Consider the following 16,734-nt stretch of genomic DNA (forward strand, 5'->3'; position numbering starts at 1 on the left):
GCATAGGACCAATCGAGGCACCTGATGCTCATCGACAAACTCAAAGCCGCCCCTCCCTGGCTAGAACAACTTGGATTGGCTAAGGCTAAAAATGTTCCAATGTTGGGACTGGATATCAGCAGCACCGCCGTCAAACTGGTGGAGCTTTCACGCTCGGGGAAAAACTGCCAGGTCGAACGCTATGTGATCGAAGCCTTGCCCAAGGACGCGATCAGCGACGGCAATCTGGTGGATATCGAGGGCATCGCGGAAACCCTGCGCCGCGCCTGGAAACGGCTGGGCAGCCCCACCCGCCACGTCGCCATCGCCATCCCCACGGCGATGGCGATTTACAAGAAGCTGCTGGTGCCGGTCAGCCAGACCGACAACCTGGCGGAATTGATCGAATCCGAAGCCAATCAGAGCATTCCCTTCCCGCTGGAAGAGGTGAATCTGGACCATCAGGTGCTGGGCCCGGCGCCGTCCAGCATCGACGATCTGGAAGTGCTGCTCTGCGCCGCCCGCAAAGAGAAGGTGGAGGAGCGCGTGGCTGTGGTAGAGATGGCCGGCCTGCGCGCCCAGGTGGTGGACGTCGAATCCTTCGCCATGATGACGGCCTTCGAACAGGTCGAACAGCAATTGCCGGAACAGGGCATGAACCAGACCTTCGCCCTGTTCGACATCGGCGCCACCCGCATCCACTGCAACGTCATCCGCAACAACCAGCAAGTCTATTATCGCGAACAAGTGTTCGGCGGCCAGCAACTGACGCGCGACATCCAGCGCCGCTACGGCATCAGCTATGAAGAGGCGGAAAGCGGCAAACGCGGGATGAGCCTGCCGGACGGCTATGAATCCGAACTGATGCATCCCTTCGTCGACTCTCTGGCCCAGGAGATACAGCGCGCGCTGCAGTTCTTCTACACCACGGTCAGCGTGTCGCAATACCTGCGTGTCGACTACATCCTGCTGGCCGGCGGCTGCAGCATGCTGCCGGGCCTGGACGACGCGGTGGCCGGCCGCACCCAGATCAGCACCATGATCGCCAATCCGTTCAGCACCATGGTGCAGTCCAGCCACATCCGCCTCAAGGAATTGCTGATGGACGCGCCGGCCTTGCTGGTGGCCTGCGGCCTGGCCATGCGGAGGTTCGACTGATGATACGCATCAACCTCCTCCCCCACCGCGAACAGAAAAAAGCCGCGCACCGGCTGCGCTTCCAGGTGATGCTGGGCCTGACGCTGGTGGCCTCGCTGGCCCTGGTGGTGCTCAGCTATCTGATCATCGGCGGCCGCCTGTCCCATCAGCAGCAGCGCAATGATTTCCTGCAGGGTGAAATCGCCAAGCTGGACAACCAGATCAAGAATATCGGCACCTTGAAGAAGCAGCGCGACGATCTGCTGTCGCGCAAACAGCTGGTGGAACGGCTGGAACAGGGCCGCAACGAAGGCGTCCACGTCTTCGACCAACTGGTGCGCCAAACCCCGGACGGCGTCTATCTGAGAAGCTTCAAGCAGGCCGGCAACCAGTTCACGCTGTCCGGCTACGCCTTGTCCGGCGCGCGGGTCTCCAACTATATGCGCAGCCTGGCCCAATCCAACGTCTTTGACGCGCCGGTGCTGGTCGAAGTGAAGGCCTCCAACATCAACGGCCAGCGCGCCAACGAATTCACCCTGAACTGCAGCCTGCGCGAAGCCGCCCCGCCCAAAGCCGGCAAGCCCGCCTCACCCGGAGCCAAGCCATGACGCTGGACGAATTGCGCACGCTGGACCCCAAGGACATCACCAACTGGCCGTTGCAAGGCCAGGCCATCGCGCTGGCGCTGCTGGTCGCCTGTTTCGTCGGCCTCGGTTATTTCTTCGTGCTCAGCGAGGAACTGGACCGCCTCAACGCCGCCAAGCAACAGGAAGAGCAGCTCAAGCAGACTTATGTCGACAAGAAGCGCCAGGCGGTCAACCTGGACGCGCTGCAACAGCAGTTGAAGGAAATCGACGCCTCCTTCGGCGCCCTGCTCAAGCAGCTGCCGACCAAGTCGAACATGGACACGCTGTTGACCGAGATCAACCAGGCCGGCATCGGACGCGGGCTACAGTTCGAGCTGTTCCGGCCCAACCCGGAAATCAAGACGGCCGAGATGGCGGAAGTGCCGATCACTATCCGCCTGACCGGCAGCTATAACGACCTGGCAGCCTTCGTCAGCGATGTGGCGCAGCTGTCCCGCATCGTCACCATAGCCGACATCAGCCTGACGCCGGACGCCAAGGGCGCGCGCCTGACCATGGACGCCACCGCCAAGACTTTCCGCGCGCTGGAGCCCGAGGAGCGGACCGCGCAGCCGGCCCCTCCCAATAAGTGAGCCTCACAGCCCATGACAAGAACTCTCGCTTGCTTACTGCCCTTGCTGCTTGCCGCCTGCGGCAGCGGCGACACCGACGATCTGCGCCAGTGGATGCAAACCAGCACCCAGGGCCTGCGCGGCCAGATCGAACCGCTGCCCCAGGCGCAGTCCTACCAGCCGTTCGCCTACCAGGCCTTCGACCTGCTCGACCCCTTCAATGCGCAGAAGCTCGCCGCGGCCAAGAATCAGAACCTGGCGAACGCACCGGATATGAAACGGCCGCGCGAGGCGCTGGAAAACTACGATCTGGACAAGTTGAAGATTGTCGGCGTCATCCGCCGCGGCGGCGCCAACTACGGCCTGGTGCGCACGCCCGAAGGCTCGATTTACCGCGTTCAGGCCGGCAATTTCGTCGGTCCCAATTTCGGCCAGATCAAGAAAGTCGGCGACACGGACATCCAGTTGACTGAGACCGTGGAAGATTTGAACGGAGAATGGGTGCAGCGCAACACCAGCATGTACCTGGACGAACAAGGGCAAAACAAATGAGCAAGCACTCCATCAAACTGTTGTCGGGGCTGGGCCTGTCCCTGCTGTTCGGTTTCGCCTACGCCGGTCCGGCGATCACCGCGATCCAGCTGGCCAACGGCGACGGCGACCAGCAGGTGCTGCAGGTCAGCTTTGACGGCCCCGCCGTCCAGCCCAACAGCTTCGCCATCGCCAACCCGCCGCGCATCGCCTTCGACTTCGCCGGCGCCAGCGTCAAGCTGGCCAAGCCGCAGCAGGACTTCGGCGGCCCGCTGGTCAAATCCGCGGTGGCGGTGGAGGCCAACGGCCGCTCCCGGCTGGTGCTGAGCCTGAGCCGCAACGCGCTGTACAGCAGCAGCGTGTCCGGCAACACGCTGCGGGTTACGCTGAACCCGAATCTCGGCAGCGCCGCCCAGGCCGCCACGCCGGTGGAGCGCCCCGCCGCCAGCGCGCAAAGCGCCGCGCGCCCAAGCCCGGTCCAGATCGCCGGCGCCCAGCCGCTGGCGCTGGACTTCCGCCGCGGCAAGAACGGCGAAGGCCGGGTGGAGATCAAACTGCCGTCCGCCAACACCCCGGTCGACATCCGCCGCGAAGGCAAGCAATTGCTGGTGGACGTGCTGGGCACTCAGCTGGACAGGCAGAACCAGCGCCGGCTGGACGTTGCCGACTTCGGCACCCCGGTATCCAAGATCGACGCCCGCAACCAGGGCGGCAACAGCCGCATCCAGATTCAGCCGCAGGGAGACTGGGACTTCTCCTCCTACCAGACCGACGGGCAGCTGGTCGTTGAAATCCGCCGGCCGGCGCCGGAGTCGGCGGCCAGCGCCGATGCCAACCAGAAACCGCAGTACAAGGGCGACAAGCTGTCGCTGAACTTCCAGAACATCGAAGTGCGCACCGTCCTGCAGGTGATCGCCGAATTCACCGGCCTCAACATCGTCACCAGCGATTCCGTCAACGGCAATATCACGCTGCGCCTGAAAGACGTGCCCTGGGACCAGGCGCTGGACCTGATCCTGCAGACCAAGGGCCTGGACCAGCGCCGCGCCGGCAACATCATCCAGATCGCGCCGCGCGAAGAACTGCTGGCGCGCGACAAGCAGGTGCAGGAGGCCAGGCAGCAACTGGCCACGCTGGAGCCGGTCCGCTCGGAAACCTTCGTGCTGCGCTACCGCTCGGCGGAGGACTTCAAGAAGGTGCTGGACGGCACGAACACCACGGGCAAGAAGGAAAGCATCCTGACCGAGCGCGGCAGCGCGCTGATCGATCCCAAGACCAATACCCTGATCATCAACGACACCGGCAGCACCATAGACAAGATCCGCGACATCATCGGCAAGACCGACGTGCCGGTAAAACAGGTGCTGATCGAGGCGCGCATCGTCGAGGCCACCGACAACTGGAGCCGCAACCTGGGCGTCAAGCTGTCTTTCGACCGCGTCGGCAGCACCGGCATCATTTCCGGCGGCGGCTTGACCAACGCCATCACCAACGCCAATGGCCGCCTGGGCATCGTGGGTAATGCCACTCAAGCACCCTATGTCATTTCCCCCGGCGTCAATCTGCCGATCACCAACCCGGCAGGCTCGCTGACCGCGCTCTATAGCGTGGGCAAATCCGCCATCATCGGCCTGGAATTGCAGGCGCTGCAGACCGAGAACAAAGGCCGGGTGATTTCCAGCCCGCGCATCATGACCGCGGACCGGCAGGAAGCCACCATCGAGCAGGGCACCGAGATTCCCTACCAGGAAGCCTCGTCCAGCGGCGCCACCTCCACCTCGTTCAAGAAGGCGGTGCTCAGCCTGAACGTCAAGCCGCAGATCACGCCGGACAATCACGTGATGCTGGACATCAAGGTGAACAAGGACAGCGTCAGCCCCACCTTAAGCGTGGGCGGCACCCCGGCCTTAGACACCAAGAAGGTCAACACCCAGGTACTGGTGGAGAACGGCGGCACGGTGGTGATAGGCGGCATCTACCAGCAGCAAATCAGCGATGTCGTCAACAAAGTACCGCTGCTCGGCGACATTCCCATCTTGGGCGCGCTGTTCCGCAGCTCGCAAAAGTACGATAACCGCACCGAGTTGCTGGTCTTCATCACGCCGCGCGTGGTGGAAGACCTGAGCGGCAATAATCAATAAAACCCCGGCTGCGCAGCGCCCCCGGCGCTGCTGCAACGCCGAAAGACAGCGCGGCCAAGCTCGGCTACAATGCCTGCCATGGAGAAACCGGCAGGCAATTTTTTTCTGGTCGGCTTGATGGGCGCGGGCAAGACCACGGTAGGCCGAGCTTTGGCGCGGCGCACCGACAAAACCTTTTACGACTCTGACCACGAGATCGAGGCCAGGACCGGCGTACGCGTCGCGACCATCTTCGATATCGAAGGCGAGTTGCGCTTCCGCGACCGGGAAACCTCGGTCATCGCCGACCTCGCCCGCCTGGACAACATCGTGCTGGCCACCGGCGGCGGCGCCATCATCCGTCCGCAAAACCGCGCCTGCCTGGCGGCGCACGGCACCGTCATCTATCTGCGCGCCACGATAGACGATTTGCTGGCCCGCACTCTGCACGACAAGAACCGTCCCCTGCTACAGATCGCCGACCCCAGGGCCAAGCTGGAAAGCCTGTTCCAGGAGCGAGACCCCTTATATCGCGAGGTGGCCGACATCGTCGTCGACACCACGCAGCAGAATGTCAGCCTGCTGGTTGCCCGCCTGATGGAGCAATTGGCCGGCCTCCCCCCCAAACACCGCCCCGAACAAGGAAGCTGATTGTGATTACCCTCGACCTGATCCTGCCCGACACCCGTTACCCGATTCACATTGGCCGGGACTTGCTGGAACAGGTCGAGTTGCTGCTTCCCCATCTGCCCCTGCCCAAGGTCGCCATCGTCAGCAACGAGACCGTGGCGCCGCTGTACCTGTCCCGGCTGCAACAGGCGCTGGCCAAACACCGGATTGACTCCTTCAGCGTCGTCTTGCCGGATGGCGAGCGGCACAAGGACTGGAGCACGCTCAACCTGATTTTCGACGCGCTGCTGTCGCGCAACGCCGAACGCAAGACCACCCTGATCGCGCTGGGCGGCGGCGTCATCGGCGACATGACCGGCTTCGCCGCCGCCTGCTATCAACGCGGCGCGCCCTTCATCCAGATCCCCACCACCTTGCTGGCGCAGGTCGACTCCTCGGTCGGCGGCAAGACCGCGATCAACCATCCGCAGGGCAAGAACATGGTAGGCGCGTTCTACCAGCCCAAGGCGGTGATCGCCGATATGTCGCTGCTGGATACGCTGCCGGAACGCGAGCTGTCCGCCGGCCTCGCCGAGGTGATCAAGTACGGCCTGCTGGGCGACGCCGCCTTCCTCGGCTGGCTGGAGGACAATATGCCGCGCCTGCGCGCGCGCGATCCCGACGCGCTGCAACACGCGGTCAAGCGCAGCTGCGAGATGAAGGCGGACATCGTCGGCCAGGATGAAAAAGAGCACGGCGTGCGCGCGCTGCTCAACCTGGGCCACACCTTCGGCCACGCCATCGAGGCCGGCCTGGGCTACGGCGTCTGGCTGCATGGCGAAGCCATAGGCGCCGGCATGGTGCTGGCCGCCGCCGCGTCCGCCGAATTGGGCTGGCTGTCCGCCGCCGACGTCGAACGCGTGCGCAGCCTGGTAGCCGCCGCCGGCCTGCCGGTCAAGAGCCCGCAGATGCCGCTGGCGCGCTGGCTGGAGCTGATGAGCCACGACAAGAAGGTGGAAGCCGGCACCATCCGGTTCGTGCTATTGCAACAACTGGGCCAAGCCGCTATTCAGGCCGGCCTGCCCTCTGCGATACTCGAGAAAATACTGAACAATAATAGTTAGCGTTCAAACGGCATCGGTACAGATTCAATAAGGATTTCTACGGATTGCCGCTTGCGCCGCTTCATCAGAATAATGAATCTACTGGAGATGGAGAAGGCCGGCAGGGACACCCCGCGCAAAGCTTGAAGCCAGAGCGCACAATGTCGGGGAGCCGCCGGCGAGGCCAAGTCGTTGCAAAGCGGAAGGGGAGAAGCCACATGGTAGCGTTGAGCGCGTTTGCCGCCAGTTTTGGACTGATGGCGGGATATTACGCCCTGCGATTCTTATGGAAGAAAGTACGTTACACCAAGCCGTGCCAACGCGGCATCGATCCGGTGGGCGAGGCGGAGGTTTTTCTCGCCTACGGCCGCACCCGCGACGCGGTGCGGGTGCTGAAAGATTCGCTGCGAGACAATCCGGACGATCTGCCGGCCAAGGTCACCTTGTTGCGGGCCTATTCCAGCGAATGCAATCGCGAAGCCTATTGCTCGCTGGCGCGCGACGTTCAATCCCAAGTGCAAGGCCAGCCGGTCTGGCACACCATTCAGGAAAACGGTCGTCGGCTGGCGCCGCAAGATCCGCTGTTCGAAATCAAACTCTGACGTCTTAGCTTGCGAGTCGTAAACGCGTTCTGAGTCCTCGATGCAGTCAAGCCGGCCATGGCTCTCGCCCTGGCCGGCTTGATTTCGTCGCAGCGCCCGCTCAATCCGCGGCGGCGTCCTCGTCCTTGAACTGCAGGCTGTGCAGCTTGGCGTAGAGCCCGTCGCGCGCGAGCAACTGCGCGTGCGAGCCCTCTTCGGCGATCTCGCCCTGATGCATCACCACGATGCGGTCGGCGTTCTCTATCGTCGACAGCCGATGGGCGATCACAATGGTGGTGCGGTTCTTCATCAGATTTTCCAGCGCGCTCTGCACCAGCCGCTCGGACTGGGTGTCCAGCGCCGAAGTCGCCTCGTCCAGAATCAGCAAGGGCGCGTTCTTCAACAAAGCGCGGGCAATCGCCAGCCGCTGACGCTGTCCGCCGGACAGACGCACGCCGTTTTCGCCAATCAGGGTATCGAACCCTTCCGGCATCGCCTCGATGAACTCCAGCGCATTGGCCGCGCGCGCGGCCTCCACCACCGCCTCGCGACTGAACGAGGCTTCGCCGTAGGCGATATTGGCCGCCACGCTGTCGTTGAACAGCACCACGTCCTGGCTGACCATGGCGATATGCCGGCGTAGATCGCTCAAGGGCATGTCCTGCAGGCGCACATCGTCCAGACGGATCTCGCCGCCGTCCGGATCGTAAAACCGCGGAATCAAGCTGACCAAGGTGGTTTTGCCGCTGCCGGACGAGCCCACCAGGGCGACGGTCTCGCCGGGATGGACCTGCAAATTGATGTCGCGCAGCACCTGCCGCTCCGCCGTCGGATAGCGGAAGTTCACTCCCGAGAGCTGCAGCTTGCCGCGCGTGCGCGGCAAGGCGGTGCGGCCGTGATCGGGCTCTTCCGGCAGATCGAGAAAATCGAAGACCGACTCCGCCGCCGCCAAGCCGCGTTGCATCGCCTGGGCAATGCCGGTGATGCGCTTGACCGGCGCGAACAACAACATCATCGCGGTCAAAAAGGACATGAAGTCCCCGGCGGTGAAAGCGCCGCCCTGGGCACGCAGCGTGGCGAAATACAGGATGGCGGCCAGCGCGCAGGCAATCATCAACTGCGTGATGCCGGTGTTGGCGGACGTGGCCGCGCTCTGCTTGACCGCATTGCGGCGGATGGCCGCCGCCGCCTGCTGAAAACGCTCGCTCTCGCGCGCTTCGCCGCCATAGACCTTGATCACGCGCTGGCAGCTGATGCCCTCGCCCAGCACCTGGGTCAACATGGCCATATTCTGCTGGTTCTCGCGCGATAGATTGCGCAGGCGCTTGCCCACCACCCGCATGCACAGGGAGACAATCGGCAGCACCAGCAAGCAGATCAAGGTCAGTTGCCAGTCTATATACAGCAGCCAGGCCAGCAGGCTGACCGCGGTGACGCCGTCCTTGACCGTGACCGTGATCACGCTGAAGCCGGCTTCGGTCACCTGGTTGACGTCGTAGGAAATCCGCGACACCAGACGGCCGGACTGGTTGTCGGCATAGTATTGCACCGGCAGACGCAGCATCTTGGCGAACATCTGTTCGCGCAGCGTCTGCACCAAGTGGCCGGTCAGCCAGCTGGAGGTGTATTCATTGATAAAGCTGGTGACGCCGCGCACCGCGAACACGCCAATGATGGCCAAGGGCACCCAGGCGATCGCATGCGGATCGCGGTTGACGAAACCGCTGTCGATCAAGGGCTTCATCAGGCGGGCGAAGGCCGGCTCGGTCAAGGCCGCCACCGTCATCGACACCAGCGAGATCAGGAAGACCTTCCAGTAACGGCCCAAATATCCCAGCAAACGGCGATAAATCGCCCAGTTGCTTTGCAAAGAATTCTTCATTCGTTCCTATCATCCAACGCCCGCGTCCGCGGGCGGTCATCAAGCCAGTAGTCAAATCCCCGGCGCATCCAGGCCGCTGAGTTCGAGGATCCGCCTCACGTTCCGCTCCGGCGCGAAGCGGGCGCGCACATCGACGCGCCCGGCTTGCGCCCAGGCTTTCATCATCTCCGGCCGGCTCAGCGCCTGGTCGATCGCCGCGGCCCAGGCGGCGCTATCCTCCGGCGGCGCCAACACGCCGGTTTCGCCATTGCGCATGGTCTCGGGAATGCCGCCGGTGTCGCTGGCGATCACCGGCACGCCCAGGCCCAGCGCCTCGATCTGCGACATGCCCAGCGGCTCGTAGCTGGACGGCATCAACACCAGGTCGGCGCGCGCCAACAAGGCAGCCACCGGGCTCACCACCCCGGCCAACAACACTCTATCCTGCAAACCCAACTGCCGCGCCAGCCCGGCGATCGCCTGCTGCTCCGGCCCTTCTCCGGCAATCAGATAACGCGCGTCCGGCCACTTGTCTCTCAGCAAGTCCAAGGCCGCCAACACCGTCCTGTGCCCCTTCTCGCCGCGCAACATCGCCGCCTGCACCAGCAGAGGGCCGGAAGAACGGGACAGCCATTGCTCCAGCTCCGCCGGCAAGGGCTGCGCGGCGGCCTGATCCAAGGCGGAGAAATCAATGCCGGGATAGACCACATGCAGCTTTTCAGGGCGGATGGCCGGGTTCTCCAGCAAACAACGCTTCAGATAGGCGCTGGGCAACATGGTCGCGTCCATCAGCTGGTTATAGCTCCAGGCCGACGCCTGACCCGGCTGATAAGTGCGCGAGCGCAGCAGAAAGGGCCGACCGCGCCCCATTAGCCGCGCGGCAATGGCCAGATTATTGCTGTCGTGGCCGCTGTGGCAAATGGCCAGCCGCGGACGATGACGGCACATCCAAGCGCTCAAGGCCAAGATGGACGGCATGTGGAGGCTGTTGCGAAAGCGCAGCGGCAGCACCTCCAGCCCGCGTTGACAAGCCACCTCCATCACTCGCGTCTGCGCCCGGCAGGCCAGCACCGTACGAAAACCGCGCTCTCCCAGTAGGCGCATCTGCTGCATCAACTGCAGTTCCTGTCCGCCGACATTGGGGGAAGACTCGGTGAACAGCACCCAATCACGCATGCGCGGCGCCTTTCTCCCGCTGTCTCAATTCCGCCAGCAAGGCGGCGGCGGTGAACAAGAAGAGATGCAGCATATGATCCTTGTTCACGCTTTCCAGCAACATGCGTCCGAGAAAGCCGCAGGTCACCAGCATCAAGACCAGACCCAAGGTGTCGCGGCGCAGACGGAAGGCCCGATAGCCGGTCCAGATCAGCACGCCGCAAAACGCCAGCCACAGCGCGACGCCGATCACGCCCAGGCCCACGCCAAGGTCGATGAAGCCGCTATGGCTGTGGCCCACCTGATTGGGATGCCCCGTCGCCGTCAGCGCATTGGTGAAGGCGTTGCGGCTATAGCCATAACCCATGGGCTTGGCCGCGATGAGGTCCAGGCCGCTGTGAATCCAGGCCACCCGTTCGTAGGCGGACGGGTCCACCGACTGACCATTGGCCATCTTCGGATAGGGCTCCATCCGCAGCCAAGCCTTGGTGTCGGCATAGTGCCATCCGGCAGTCGCCGACTCTACAAATACTTGATTCCGGCTATCCTGCTTGATCGTATACGCGGCGATGCTACCCGCCGCGGCCAGGACCACGCCGGTGATAAGCAAAGTCTTGCCCCAGCCTATCTTCAGCCCTTCAAACACGGAATACACCAGCAGCATGGACAGCATCAGGTAGACAAGACCGATCATGCCGTTGCGCGCGCCCGCCTTGAGGCTGACAAACAGAATCAAAGCCGCAGCCAAGCATAGCGCCCAGCGGGGAAAACGCGTGAGCGGGTGGGTCCCGCGCCACCCAAAGCAAAACGCGGCGACGATGAAGGCCAGCACAAAGTTCATGAAGAAGGTGAACTCCAGCTTGGTGGCGGTGGTGTACACCTCGCTGAACGGCCACAGGCCCGTAGTCAGATAGACGTAAGCGCCATGGCTAAACTCGGTTAAGGCCAAGACGCAACCGGCGAGGATGACCAAGTCCGAAATCGTCCAGCGTCGAGGGGGGCGGAACAAAGCCAGGCCGGCCACAAACCACAAGCCTCCCATCAATAACTGGCTGCGGAACTCGCCGGCGGAGGCTTCCGGCCACATCGAGAGCGACACGCTATGCAGCAAGGCGAACAACAGGAACGCGCCTAGGGTCGCGACAGGCCCGCGCTGCTCGCGCCAGTGGCGTTTGAGTTCGGGATAGTCTTTCGCCACCAGAACCAGCATCAACAACAGGATCACATAACGCAGCGCAATCGTGTGAGACACGCTGGCCAAGGTCAGAAACAACAAGGACAGGCCGATGGCCAAACGGCTATGCCAGCGCGGCTCTATGCTCAGATGATCATTCATGCAAAAGTTTTTCCAAAGTTTCGGCCACCTGCCCGGCAGGCAGCGCCGCCATACACTGCGCCTGGCGGCATTCGCCGGCCTGATCGCCAAATTTTCTGAAACAACGCAAGGCCCAATCGACATCGCGATAATGCACGCTGCGCTGATTGCGGCAGGGAAACCACGCAGGACCGACACCGACGCAGGTGAAACCGGCGAAAAACCGGCTCGCGCCGAACAAGGTCTCGCTGCCCGGCCCGAACAACATCAGCAAGGGCGCGCCCGCCACTTTGGCCAGATGCGCGATGCCGGTGTCCGGACACACGCAGGCGCGGGCGCGGCTCAAGACGGCGCGCAATTGCGCCAGGCTCAGCGTGCCAGCCATGACGATATCGTCCGGCCCCAGCTCGACGGCCGATAGCAGATGCTGCTCCCCCGGCCCGCACGACCACAACACCACGCAACGGCAAGCCCGAGCCGTGGCCGCGACCCGGTTCCAACTGGCCGCGGGCCAGAAGCGGGTCGCCGAACTCGCGCCCACGTGCAGTACGACGAAACGCGGCGGCAAGGGCGGCAGCCCTTCAGCCGCTACCGGCCAATCCCGCAAACGAAACGGCTGGGGCTCGGGTCCGTCGATCAAGCGCGCGGCGGTATCGGTCCAGGCTTCCGGCTGCCCGGCGTACGCCACCGCCTCGTCCAGCAGCCAGTTTTTATAGCGTGGCGTTTCGCCGGCAAAGCCCACGATCCAGCGGGCGCCTATCGCGCGGGCGAGAAAGCTGAGCCGGTTTTCGCCCATCATGTAAGCGATATCGAAGCGCGCTTCGGCGAACAAGCGCCGAATCGAGGCGAAGTCGCGCGGCTGCCAGGGCAGCGGCCGAATGCCGTACGGCCGCGACGCATACAGCGGCGCTTGTCCCGGCGGACAGGCCAGCACGATCTCCGCCTTGGGAAAACGCTCGCGCGCCTTGGCCAACAGACTGGTCGCCATCAAGGCGTCGCCCAGCAGAAACTGATGCAGGATCAATACCCGGCGCGTGCGCTCGGGATCCGGCTTGCGGCGCAGCCATTGCCAGGGCAGCCTCAGCAACAGCGCCGTGAAAATCAGCAAGCGCCCGGGAAAGCGTCCCGGCCTCATTCTCCGGCCCCGCCTTCGCCGTCGCCAAGCGACAGCTCCCGGTACAAAGCCAGCATCTGCGCCACCATCGTGCCCTCGCTCAAACCCGCCACCCGCGCGCGCGCAAGCTCGCCGCTGCGCGGCCAGTCCGCGCGCGCGGCCAGCCAGGCCGCCACATTGTCTTGCCAGGCGGCGGCGTCTCCCGCCGCGGCCAGCCAGCCGGTGACGCCCGGCTCCAGCAGCTCCGCGCCGCCGCAACGCGTGCTGGTCAGCACCGGCAAGCCGCAGGCCATCGCCTCGATCACCACCGAGCCAAACGGCTCGTACAGCGTCGGCAGGATGAAGCCGTCCGCCAGCCCGTAATGGCTGCGCACATCGCGCTGCGGACCGGTGAAGTGTGCGCGCTCGGACAGGCCCAGCCGGGCCGCCAGCCGCTGATAGCGCGCCAGCTTCTTGTCTCCGCCCACCACCACCAGATGCACGGCGGCGTGCGGCGCGACGGCGCGCAGCGCCTGCGCTACGCCCTTGCGCTCGAAACCGGACCCCACGTAGACCAGCGTCGGCGCCTCCGGCGGAATGCCGTAACGCTCGCGCAGCGCCGCCCTCTGCTCGCGCGCCGCCGCCGGATTGAAAAACCCGCTGTCCACGCCGTTGTGGATCACCGCGCAGCGCTTCGGATCCACGCCGAAACGGCCGACCACGTCGTCGCGCACCAAGGCCGAATTGCAAATCACCGCGCGCAAGGCCGGATGCCGGAACATCGCACGCTCGGTGCGCAGCATGAAATGGTGGTAAGGATTGCAAAAGGTGCTCAGCCGCCGCCACCAGGGCCGGCCTTCCAGCCGCGCGTCCAGCCAGGCCGCGTGCACGCCGTCGCCGGCGCGGAACACATGGCAGCCGGGAATGCGCTCGTGCGATTGCACCAGATCGGCGCCGGCCTGCGTCCACGCGGCGCGCGCGGCGCGGGCGAAGCTCCAGTCGCGCCAGACGCTGCCCAGATAAAACGGCTTGACCCGCAGCGTTTCCACGCCCGGCAGGCTCTCCCAATTGCGGCTGATCAATAGCGGACGGAACTCCCCGCCGGTCTGCAATTGCTTGACGATGGCGCTGACGATGCGTTCCGCGCCGCCCGCCGGATTGTACTTCTGCCGGATAATCGCCAGCCGCTTCATGCGCTTTCCTTCAAGACCGCATCCACCGCCGCCAGCACCGTGTCCACATCGATGCGCTGCAGGCATTCGCTTTGCCAGCCTCCGCCGCAACCGGCGTTGCCGCAGGGGCGACAGGGCATGGGCTCGGACACCACGCGGTGCGGCACCTGCCACGGCCCCCATTCGATATCGCCAGATGGCCCGAACAAGGCCACGCACGGCGTTTTCATCGCCGAGGCGATATGCATGGGCACCGAATCCACGCCGATGTACAAACGCGCCTGGTCTATCGCCGCCGCCAACTCCTTCAAGCTCAGCGCGCCGGCCAGACTGGCCACCGGCCGTTCCAGCCGCGCTTCGATGTCGGCGATCATCGCCATTTCTTCCGCGCCCGGCGCGGCCGACAAGACCAGTTGTTCGCCGCGCGCGCTCAAGGCGTCGATCAAGGCGCTCATTTTCTCCGCCGGCCAGCTCTTGAACGACCAGCGCGAGGTCGGATGCACCAGGATGTAAGCGCCGGGCCGCAGACCGCGCTCGGCCAGCTTGGCCGCCAGCGTGGCCTCGGCGTTGTGCCCCGGCACCAGAACCAGCTCGCGCTGGCTTGCGTCCGGATACACGCCGATGCGCCGCAAGGCGTCCAGATGAATTTCAATCGTGTGGCGGCGATTGCCCGGCACCTGCAAATAACGGTGGGTGAAGCTTTTTTTGAAGAAGCGGCCGTAAGGGCCCTGCGGGCCCACAGACCAGCGCGGCGCAAGCAGGCGCGCCAGCCAGGCGCCGCGATTATGCTCGGTCAGCGTGATCACCAGATCGTAGCCGCGGGCGCGCAACTGGCTCAGCAGGGCCAGTTCGGCCCGGGCCTGGCCCAGCGGCCCCCGTTTTTTCCAGCCGCGATCTATGGTGTGCAGTTGCGCGATAGCTGGATGCAGACTCAGCATTTCCCGGGTGTCGTGGTAAACCAGCGCGTCGATCTCCAGATGCGGCGCCCGCTGTTGCAGCGCGGAAAACAGCGGAGAAGTCAGCAGCACGTCGCCGTGGTGGCGCAGCTTGATGACCAGCACCCGCCGCACGGCGTTCAGGTCGATGGGATCGTTCAGCATAAGAAAGGAAAAAGCCGGATCAGACACCCGGCTCGGCATTCAATTGTTGCAAAAGATCGGCGATTTTATCAGGGTCTTCGCTTCTAAGCATGCGCGCCGTAATCGGCGCGATCTGATCCAGGTGGGTATTGAGCACCTGTTGCTTGACCGCCAGCAAGTTGGCCGGATGCATGGAGAACTTGCGCAGGCCCATGCCCAGCAGCAAACGCGTCAGCCGGGCGTCGCCGGCCATCTCGCCGCACACCGACACCGGCACCCCGCCCTTAATGCCGGCCTTGATGGTGTGCAGGATCAGTTTCAGCACCGCCGGATGGATGGGGTCGTACAGATGACTGACCGAGTCGTCGTTGCGGTCGATCGCCAGCGTGTACTGGATCAAATCGTTGGTGCCCACCGACAGGAAGTCGATATGCTTGAGAAAGCTGCCCACCACCAGCGCCGCCGACGGGATTTCAATCATCGCGCCCACTTCGATGTCCTCGGCGTAGGCGATGCTTTCCTCGCGCAGCTCCTGCTTCGCGTATTCGAACTGCGCCAGCGCCTGCTTCAGCTCCGGCAAGGAATTGACCATGGGGAACAGAACCTTGATCTTGCCGTGCACCGAAGCGCGCAGCAGCGCCCGCAGCTGCGCGCGGAACATCAGCGGCTCGGCCAGGCATAGACGGATGCCGGTCAGGCCCAGCGCCGGATTGTCCGCCACCGCGTGGTTCAGCCATTTCGGATTCTTGTCCGCGCCCAGATCCATGGTGCGTATGGTCACCGGCAAACCCTTCAGGGTTTCCGCCACGTGCCGGTAGGCCTCGTACTGCTCGTCCTCGTCCGGCAAGGTGTCGCGTCCCAGAAACAGGAATTCGCTGCGGAACAGGCCCACGCCCACCGCGCCGGACTTGCGCACGTCTTCCACGTCCTGCGGCAGCTCGATATTGGCCAGCAGTTCGATCGCGGTGCCGTCCTGGGTCTTGGCGTTGGATTTGCGGATGGACGACAGCTTGCGCCTTGCGTCGCGCCAGGCGCGCAGCCGGCGTCGATACTCCGCCAGCACCAAATCGTCCGGATTGATGATCACCACGCCTTGCAAACCGTCGACGACGATCAGTTCGTCTTCGCGGATCAGTTCGCGCGAATGATGCAGGGCGATCACCGACGGCAGGTCCAGGCTGCGCCCCAGAATCGCGGTATGCGAAGTGGCGCCGCCCACGTCGGTGATGAAGGCGGCGAAGTTGGAATCCTTGAAATAAACCATGTCGGCCGGCGACAGATCGTGCGCCACCAGAATGTGGTCGTCGACCAGATCCTCCGGCGCCGGCAGCTGCGGCACGTCGCCGTCCAGGTTCTTGAAGATGCGCTCCACCACTTGCAGCACATCGTTCTTGCGTTCGCGCAGATAGTCTTCCTCGATCGCGTCGAATTGCTCGACCAAGGACTCGCATTGCAGCTTCAACGCCCACTCGGCGTTGCAGTGCTGTTTCTCTATGATTTCGCGCGGCTCGCGCGAGATGGTGACGTCGCCCAATAGCATGATGTGCAAAGACAGGAAGGCGCCCAACTCCGCCGGCGCGTTCTCAGGAATGCTGCCCCACAGCATTTCCAGCTCTTTGCGGGTGTCGCGAATCGCTTCGTCGAAACGCGCCAATTCCGCCGGGACTTCCTCGTCGTCCAGCAGATAATGCGCGACATCGTCCATGCTGCGCGAAATCAAATGGGCGCGGCCAATGGCAATGCCGCCGCCTATGGCCACCCCGTGCAGGATGATGCTCATCGTCCCATCCTCAGACTCCGG

At 63.9% G+C, this 16,734-nt stretch carries 15 protein-coding genes; 8 read left to right on the forward strand and 7 right to left on the reverse strand.

The genetic code is table 11. The features are described from left to right. Positions 1-99 precede the first annotated feature (99 nt). The 8 genes from AB1Z25_RS19390 (at position 100) to AB1Z25_RS19425 (ending at position 7,279) form a co-directional block, all read left to right on the forward strand. Positions 100-1,137: a pilus assembly protein PilM gene (locus AB1Z25_RS19390; protein WP_227105261.1), complete on the forward strand. Its 1,038-nt coding sequence runs from the start codon at positions 100-102 to the stop codon at positions 1,135-1,137. After that, positions 1,137-1,724: a PilN domain-containing protein gene (locus AB1Z25_RS19395; protein ID WP_107800723.1), complete on the forward strand. Its 588-nt coding sequence runs from the start codon at positions 1,137-1,139 to the stop codon at positions 1,722-1,724. The genes AB1Z25_RS19390 and AB1Z25_RS19395 overlap by 1 nt, the downstream gene beginning before the upstream one ends. Further along, positions 1,721-2,335 (forward strand): type IV pilus inner membrane component PilO, encoded by a 615-nt coding sequence (locus AB1Z25_RS19400; protein ID WP_474454701.1) that lies wholly within the window; start codon positions 1,721-1,723, stop codon positions 2,333-2,335. The genes AB1Z25_RS19395 and AB1Z25_RS19400 overlap by 4 nt, the downstream gene beginning before the upstream one ends. Before the next feature lie 12 nt (positions 2,336-2,347). Beyond that, positions 2,348-2,866, forward strand: a complete 519-nt coding sequence (locus AB1Z25_RS19405) for a pilus assembly protein PilP (protein ID WP_107800725.1) — start codon at positions 2,348-2,350, stop codon at positions 2,864-2,866. Beyond that, a complete protein-coding gene (locus AB1Z25_RS19410) occupies positions 2,863-4,986 on the forward strand; it encodes a type IV pilus secretin PilQ (RefSeq protein WP_486635951.1) in 2,124 nt (707 codons plus the stop codon). Before AB1Z25_RS19405 ends, AB1Z25_RS19410 begins: the two co-directional genes overlap by 4 nt. A gap of 69 nt (positions 4,987-5,055) precedes the next feature. After that, positions 5,056-5,616, forward strand: a complete 561-nt coding sequence (gene aroK, locus AB1Z25_RS19415; RefSeq protein WP_227105266.1) for a shikimate kinase AroK — start codon at positions 5,056-5,058, stop codon at positions 5,614-5,616. A 2-nt stretch (positions 5,617-5,618) separates the two neighbouring features. Next, the gene (aroB, locus tag AB1Z25_RS19420) at positions 5,619-6,698 is read left to right on the forward strand and encodes a 3-dehydroquinate synthase (protein ID WP_486635952.1); all 1,080 of its coding nucleotides are present in this window, start codon (positions 5,619-5,621) and stop codon (positions 6,696-6,698) included. Positions 6,699-6,895: 197 nt separating this feature from the next. Beyond that, positions 6,896-7,279 carry a type IV pilus assembly protein FimV gene (locus AB1Z25_RS19425; protein ID WP_227105271.1) on the forward strand — a complete coding sequence of 128 codons (384 nt, stop codon included), beginning with the start codon at positions 6,896-6,898 and terminating at the stop codon, positions 7,277-7,279. A 100-nt stretch (positions 7,280-7,379) separates the two neighbouring features. Here AB1Z25_RS19425 and msbA read toward each other — a convergent pair whose 3' ends face one another. From msbA to ptsP, 7 genes are read right to left on the reverse strand one after another with little or no spacing between them, the layout of a single operon-like run. Beyond that, positions 7,380-9,140, reverse strand: a complete 1,761-nt coding sequence (gene msbA, locus AB1Z25_RS19430; RefSeq protein WP_235086245.1) for a lipid A export permease/ATP-binding protein MsbA — start codon at positions 9,138-9,140, stop codon at positions 7,380-7,382. Positions 9,141-9,191: 51 nt separating this feature from the next. Further along, a complete protein-coding gene (locus AB1Z25_RS19435) occupies positions 9,192-10,295 on the reverse strand; it encodes a glycosyltransferase family 4 protein (RefSeq protein ID WP_486635953.1) in 1,104 nt (367 codons plus the stop codon). Beyond that, positions 10,288-11,610: an O-antigen ligase family protein gene (locus AB1Z25_RS19440; protein ID WP_486635954.1), complete on the reverse strand. Its 1,323-nt coding sequence runs from the start codon at positions 11,608-11,610 to the stop codon at positions 10,288-10,290. Before AB1Z25_RS19440 ends, AB1Z25_RS19435 begins: the two co-directional genes overlap by 8 nt. After that, positions 11,603-12,724: a glycosyltransferase family 9 protein gene (locus AB1Z25_RS19445; protein ID WP_486635955.1), complete on the reverse strand. Its 1,122-nt coding sequence runs from the start codon at positions 12,722-12,724 to the stop codon at positions 11,603-11,605. Before AB1Z25_RS19445 ends, AB1Z25_RS19440 begins: the two co-directional genes overlap by 8 nt. Next, a complete protein-coding gene (locus AB1Z25_RS19450) occupies positions 12,721-13,875 on the reverse strand; it encodes a glycosyltransferase family 4 protein (RefSeq protein ID WP_486635956.1) in 1,155 nt (384 codons plus the stop codon). The genes AB1Z25_RS19445 and AB1Z25_RS19450 overlap by 4 nt, the downstream gene beginning before the upstream one ends. Further along, on the reverse strand, positions 13,872-14,954 hold the full coding sequence (gene rfaQ / locus AB1Z25_RS19455) for a putative lipopolysaccharide heptosyltransferase III (RefSeq protein WP_486635958.1): 1,083 nt from the start codon (positions 14,952-14,954) through the stop codon (positions 13,872-13,874). Before rfaQ ends, AB1Z25_RS19450 begins: the two co-directional genes overlap by 4 nt. Before the next feature lie 19 nt (positions 14,955-14,973). Continuing rightward, positions 14,974-16,713, reverse strand: a complete 1,740-nt coding sequence (ptsP, locus tag AB1Z25_RS19460) for a phosphoenolpyruvate--protein phosphotransferase (RefSeq protein WP_486635959.1) — start codon at positions 16,711-16,713, stop codon at positions 14,974-14,976. Positions 16,714-16,734: the final 21 nt, after the last annotated feature.

Source organism: Chromobacterium sp. HL1, from assembly GCF_057418835.1.

Coding starts and splice junctions, on each gene's coding strand:
- AB1Z25_RS19390 (WP_227105261.1), top strand. CDS start 100: ATGTTGGGACTGGATATCAGCAGCACCGCCGTCAAACTGGTGGAGCTT.
- AB1Z25_RS19395 (WP_107800723.1), top strand. CDS start 1,137: ATGATACGCATCAACCTCCTCCCCCACCGCGAACAGAAAAAAGCCGCG.
- AB1Z25_RS19400 (WP_474454701.1), top strand. CDS start 1,721: ATGACGCTGGACGAATTGCGCACGCTGGACCCCAAGGACATCACCAAC.
- AB1Z25_RS19405 (WP_107800725.1), top strand. CDS start 2,348: ATGACAAGAACTCTCGCTTGCTTACTGCCCTTGCTGCTTGCCGCCTGC.
- AB1Z25_RS19410 (WP_486635951.1), top strand. CDS start 2,863: ATGAGCAAGCACTCCATCAAACTGTTGTCGGGGCTGGGCCTGTCCCTG.
- aroK (WP_227105266.1), top strand. CDS start 5,056: ATGCCTGCCATGGAGAAACCGGCAGGCAATTTTTTTCTGGTCGGCTTG.
- AB1Z25_RS19425 (WP_227105271.1), top strand. CDS start 6,896: ATGGTAGCGTTGAGCGCGTTTGCCGCCAGTTTTGGACTGATGGCGGGA.
- msbA (WP_235086245.1), bottom strand. CDS start 9,140: ATGAAGAATTCTTTGCAAAGCAACTGGGCGATTTATCGCCGTTTGCTG.
- AB1Z25_RS19435 (WP_486635953.1), bottom strand. CDS start 10,295: ATGCGTGATTGGGTGCTGTTCACCGAGTCTTCCCCCAATGTCGGCGGA.
- AB1Z25_RS19440 (WP_486635954.1), bottom strand. CDS start 11,610: ATGAATGATCATCTGAGCATAGAGCCGCGCTGGCATAGCCGTTTGGCC.
- AB1Z25_RS19445 (WP_486635955.1), bottom strand. CDS start 12,724: ATGAGGCCGGGACGCTTTCCCGGGCGCTTGCTGATTTTCACGGCGCTG.
- AB1Z25_RS19450 (WP_486635956.1), bottom strand. CDS start 13,875: ATGAAGCGGCTGGCGATTATCCGGCAGAAGTACAATCCGGCGGGCGGC.
- rfaQ (WP_486635958.1), bottom strand. CDS start 14,954: ATGCTGAACGATCCCATCGACCTGAACGCCGTGCGGCGGGTGCTGGTC.
- ptsP (WP_486635959.1), bottom strand. CDS start 16,713: ATGAGCATCATCCTGCACGGGGTGGCCATAGGCGGCGGCATTGCCATT.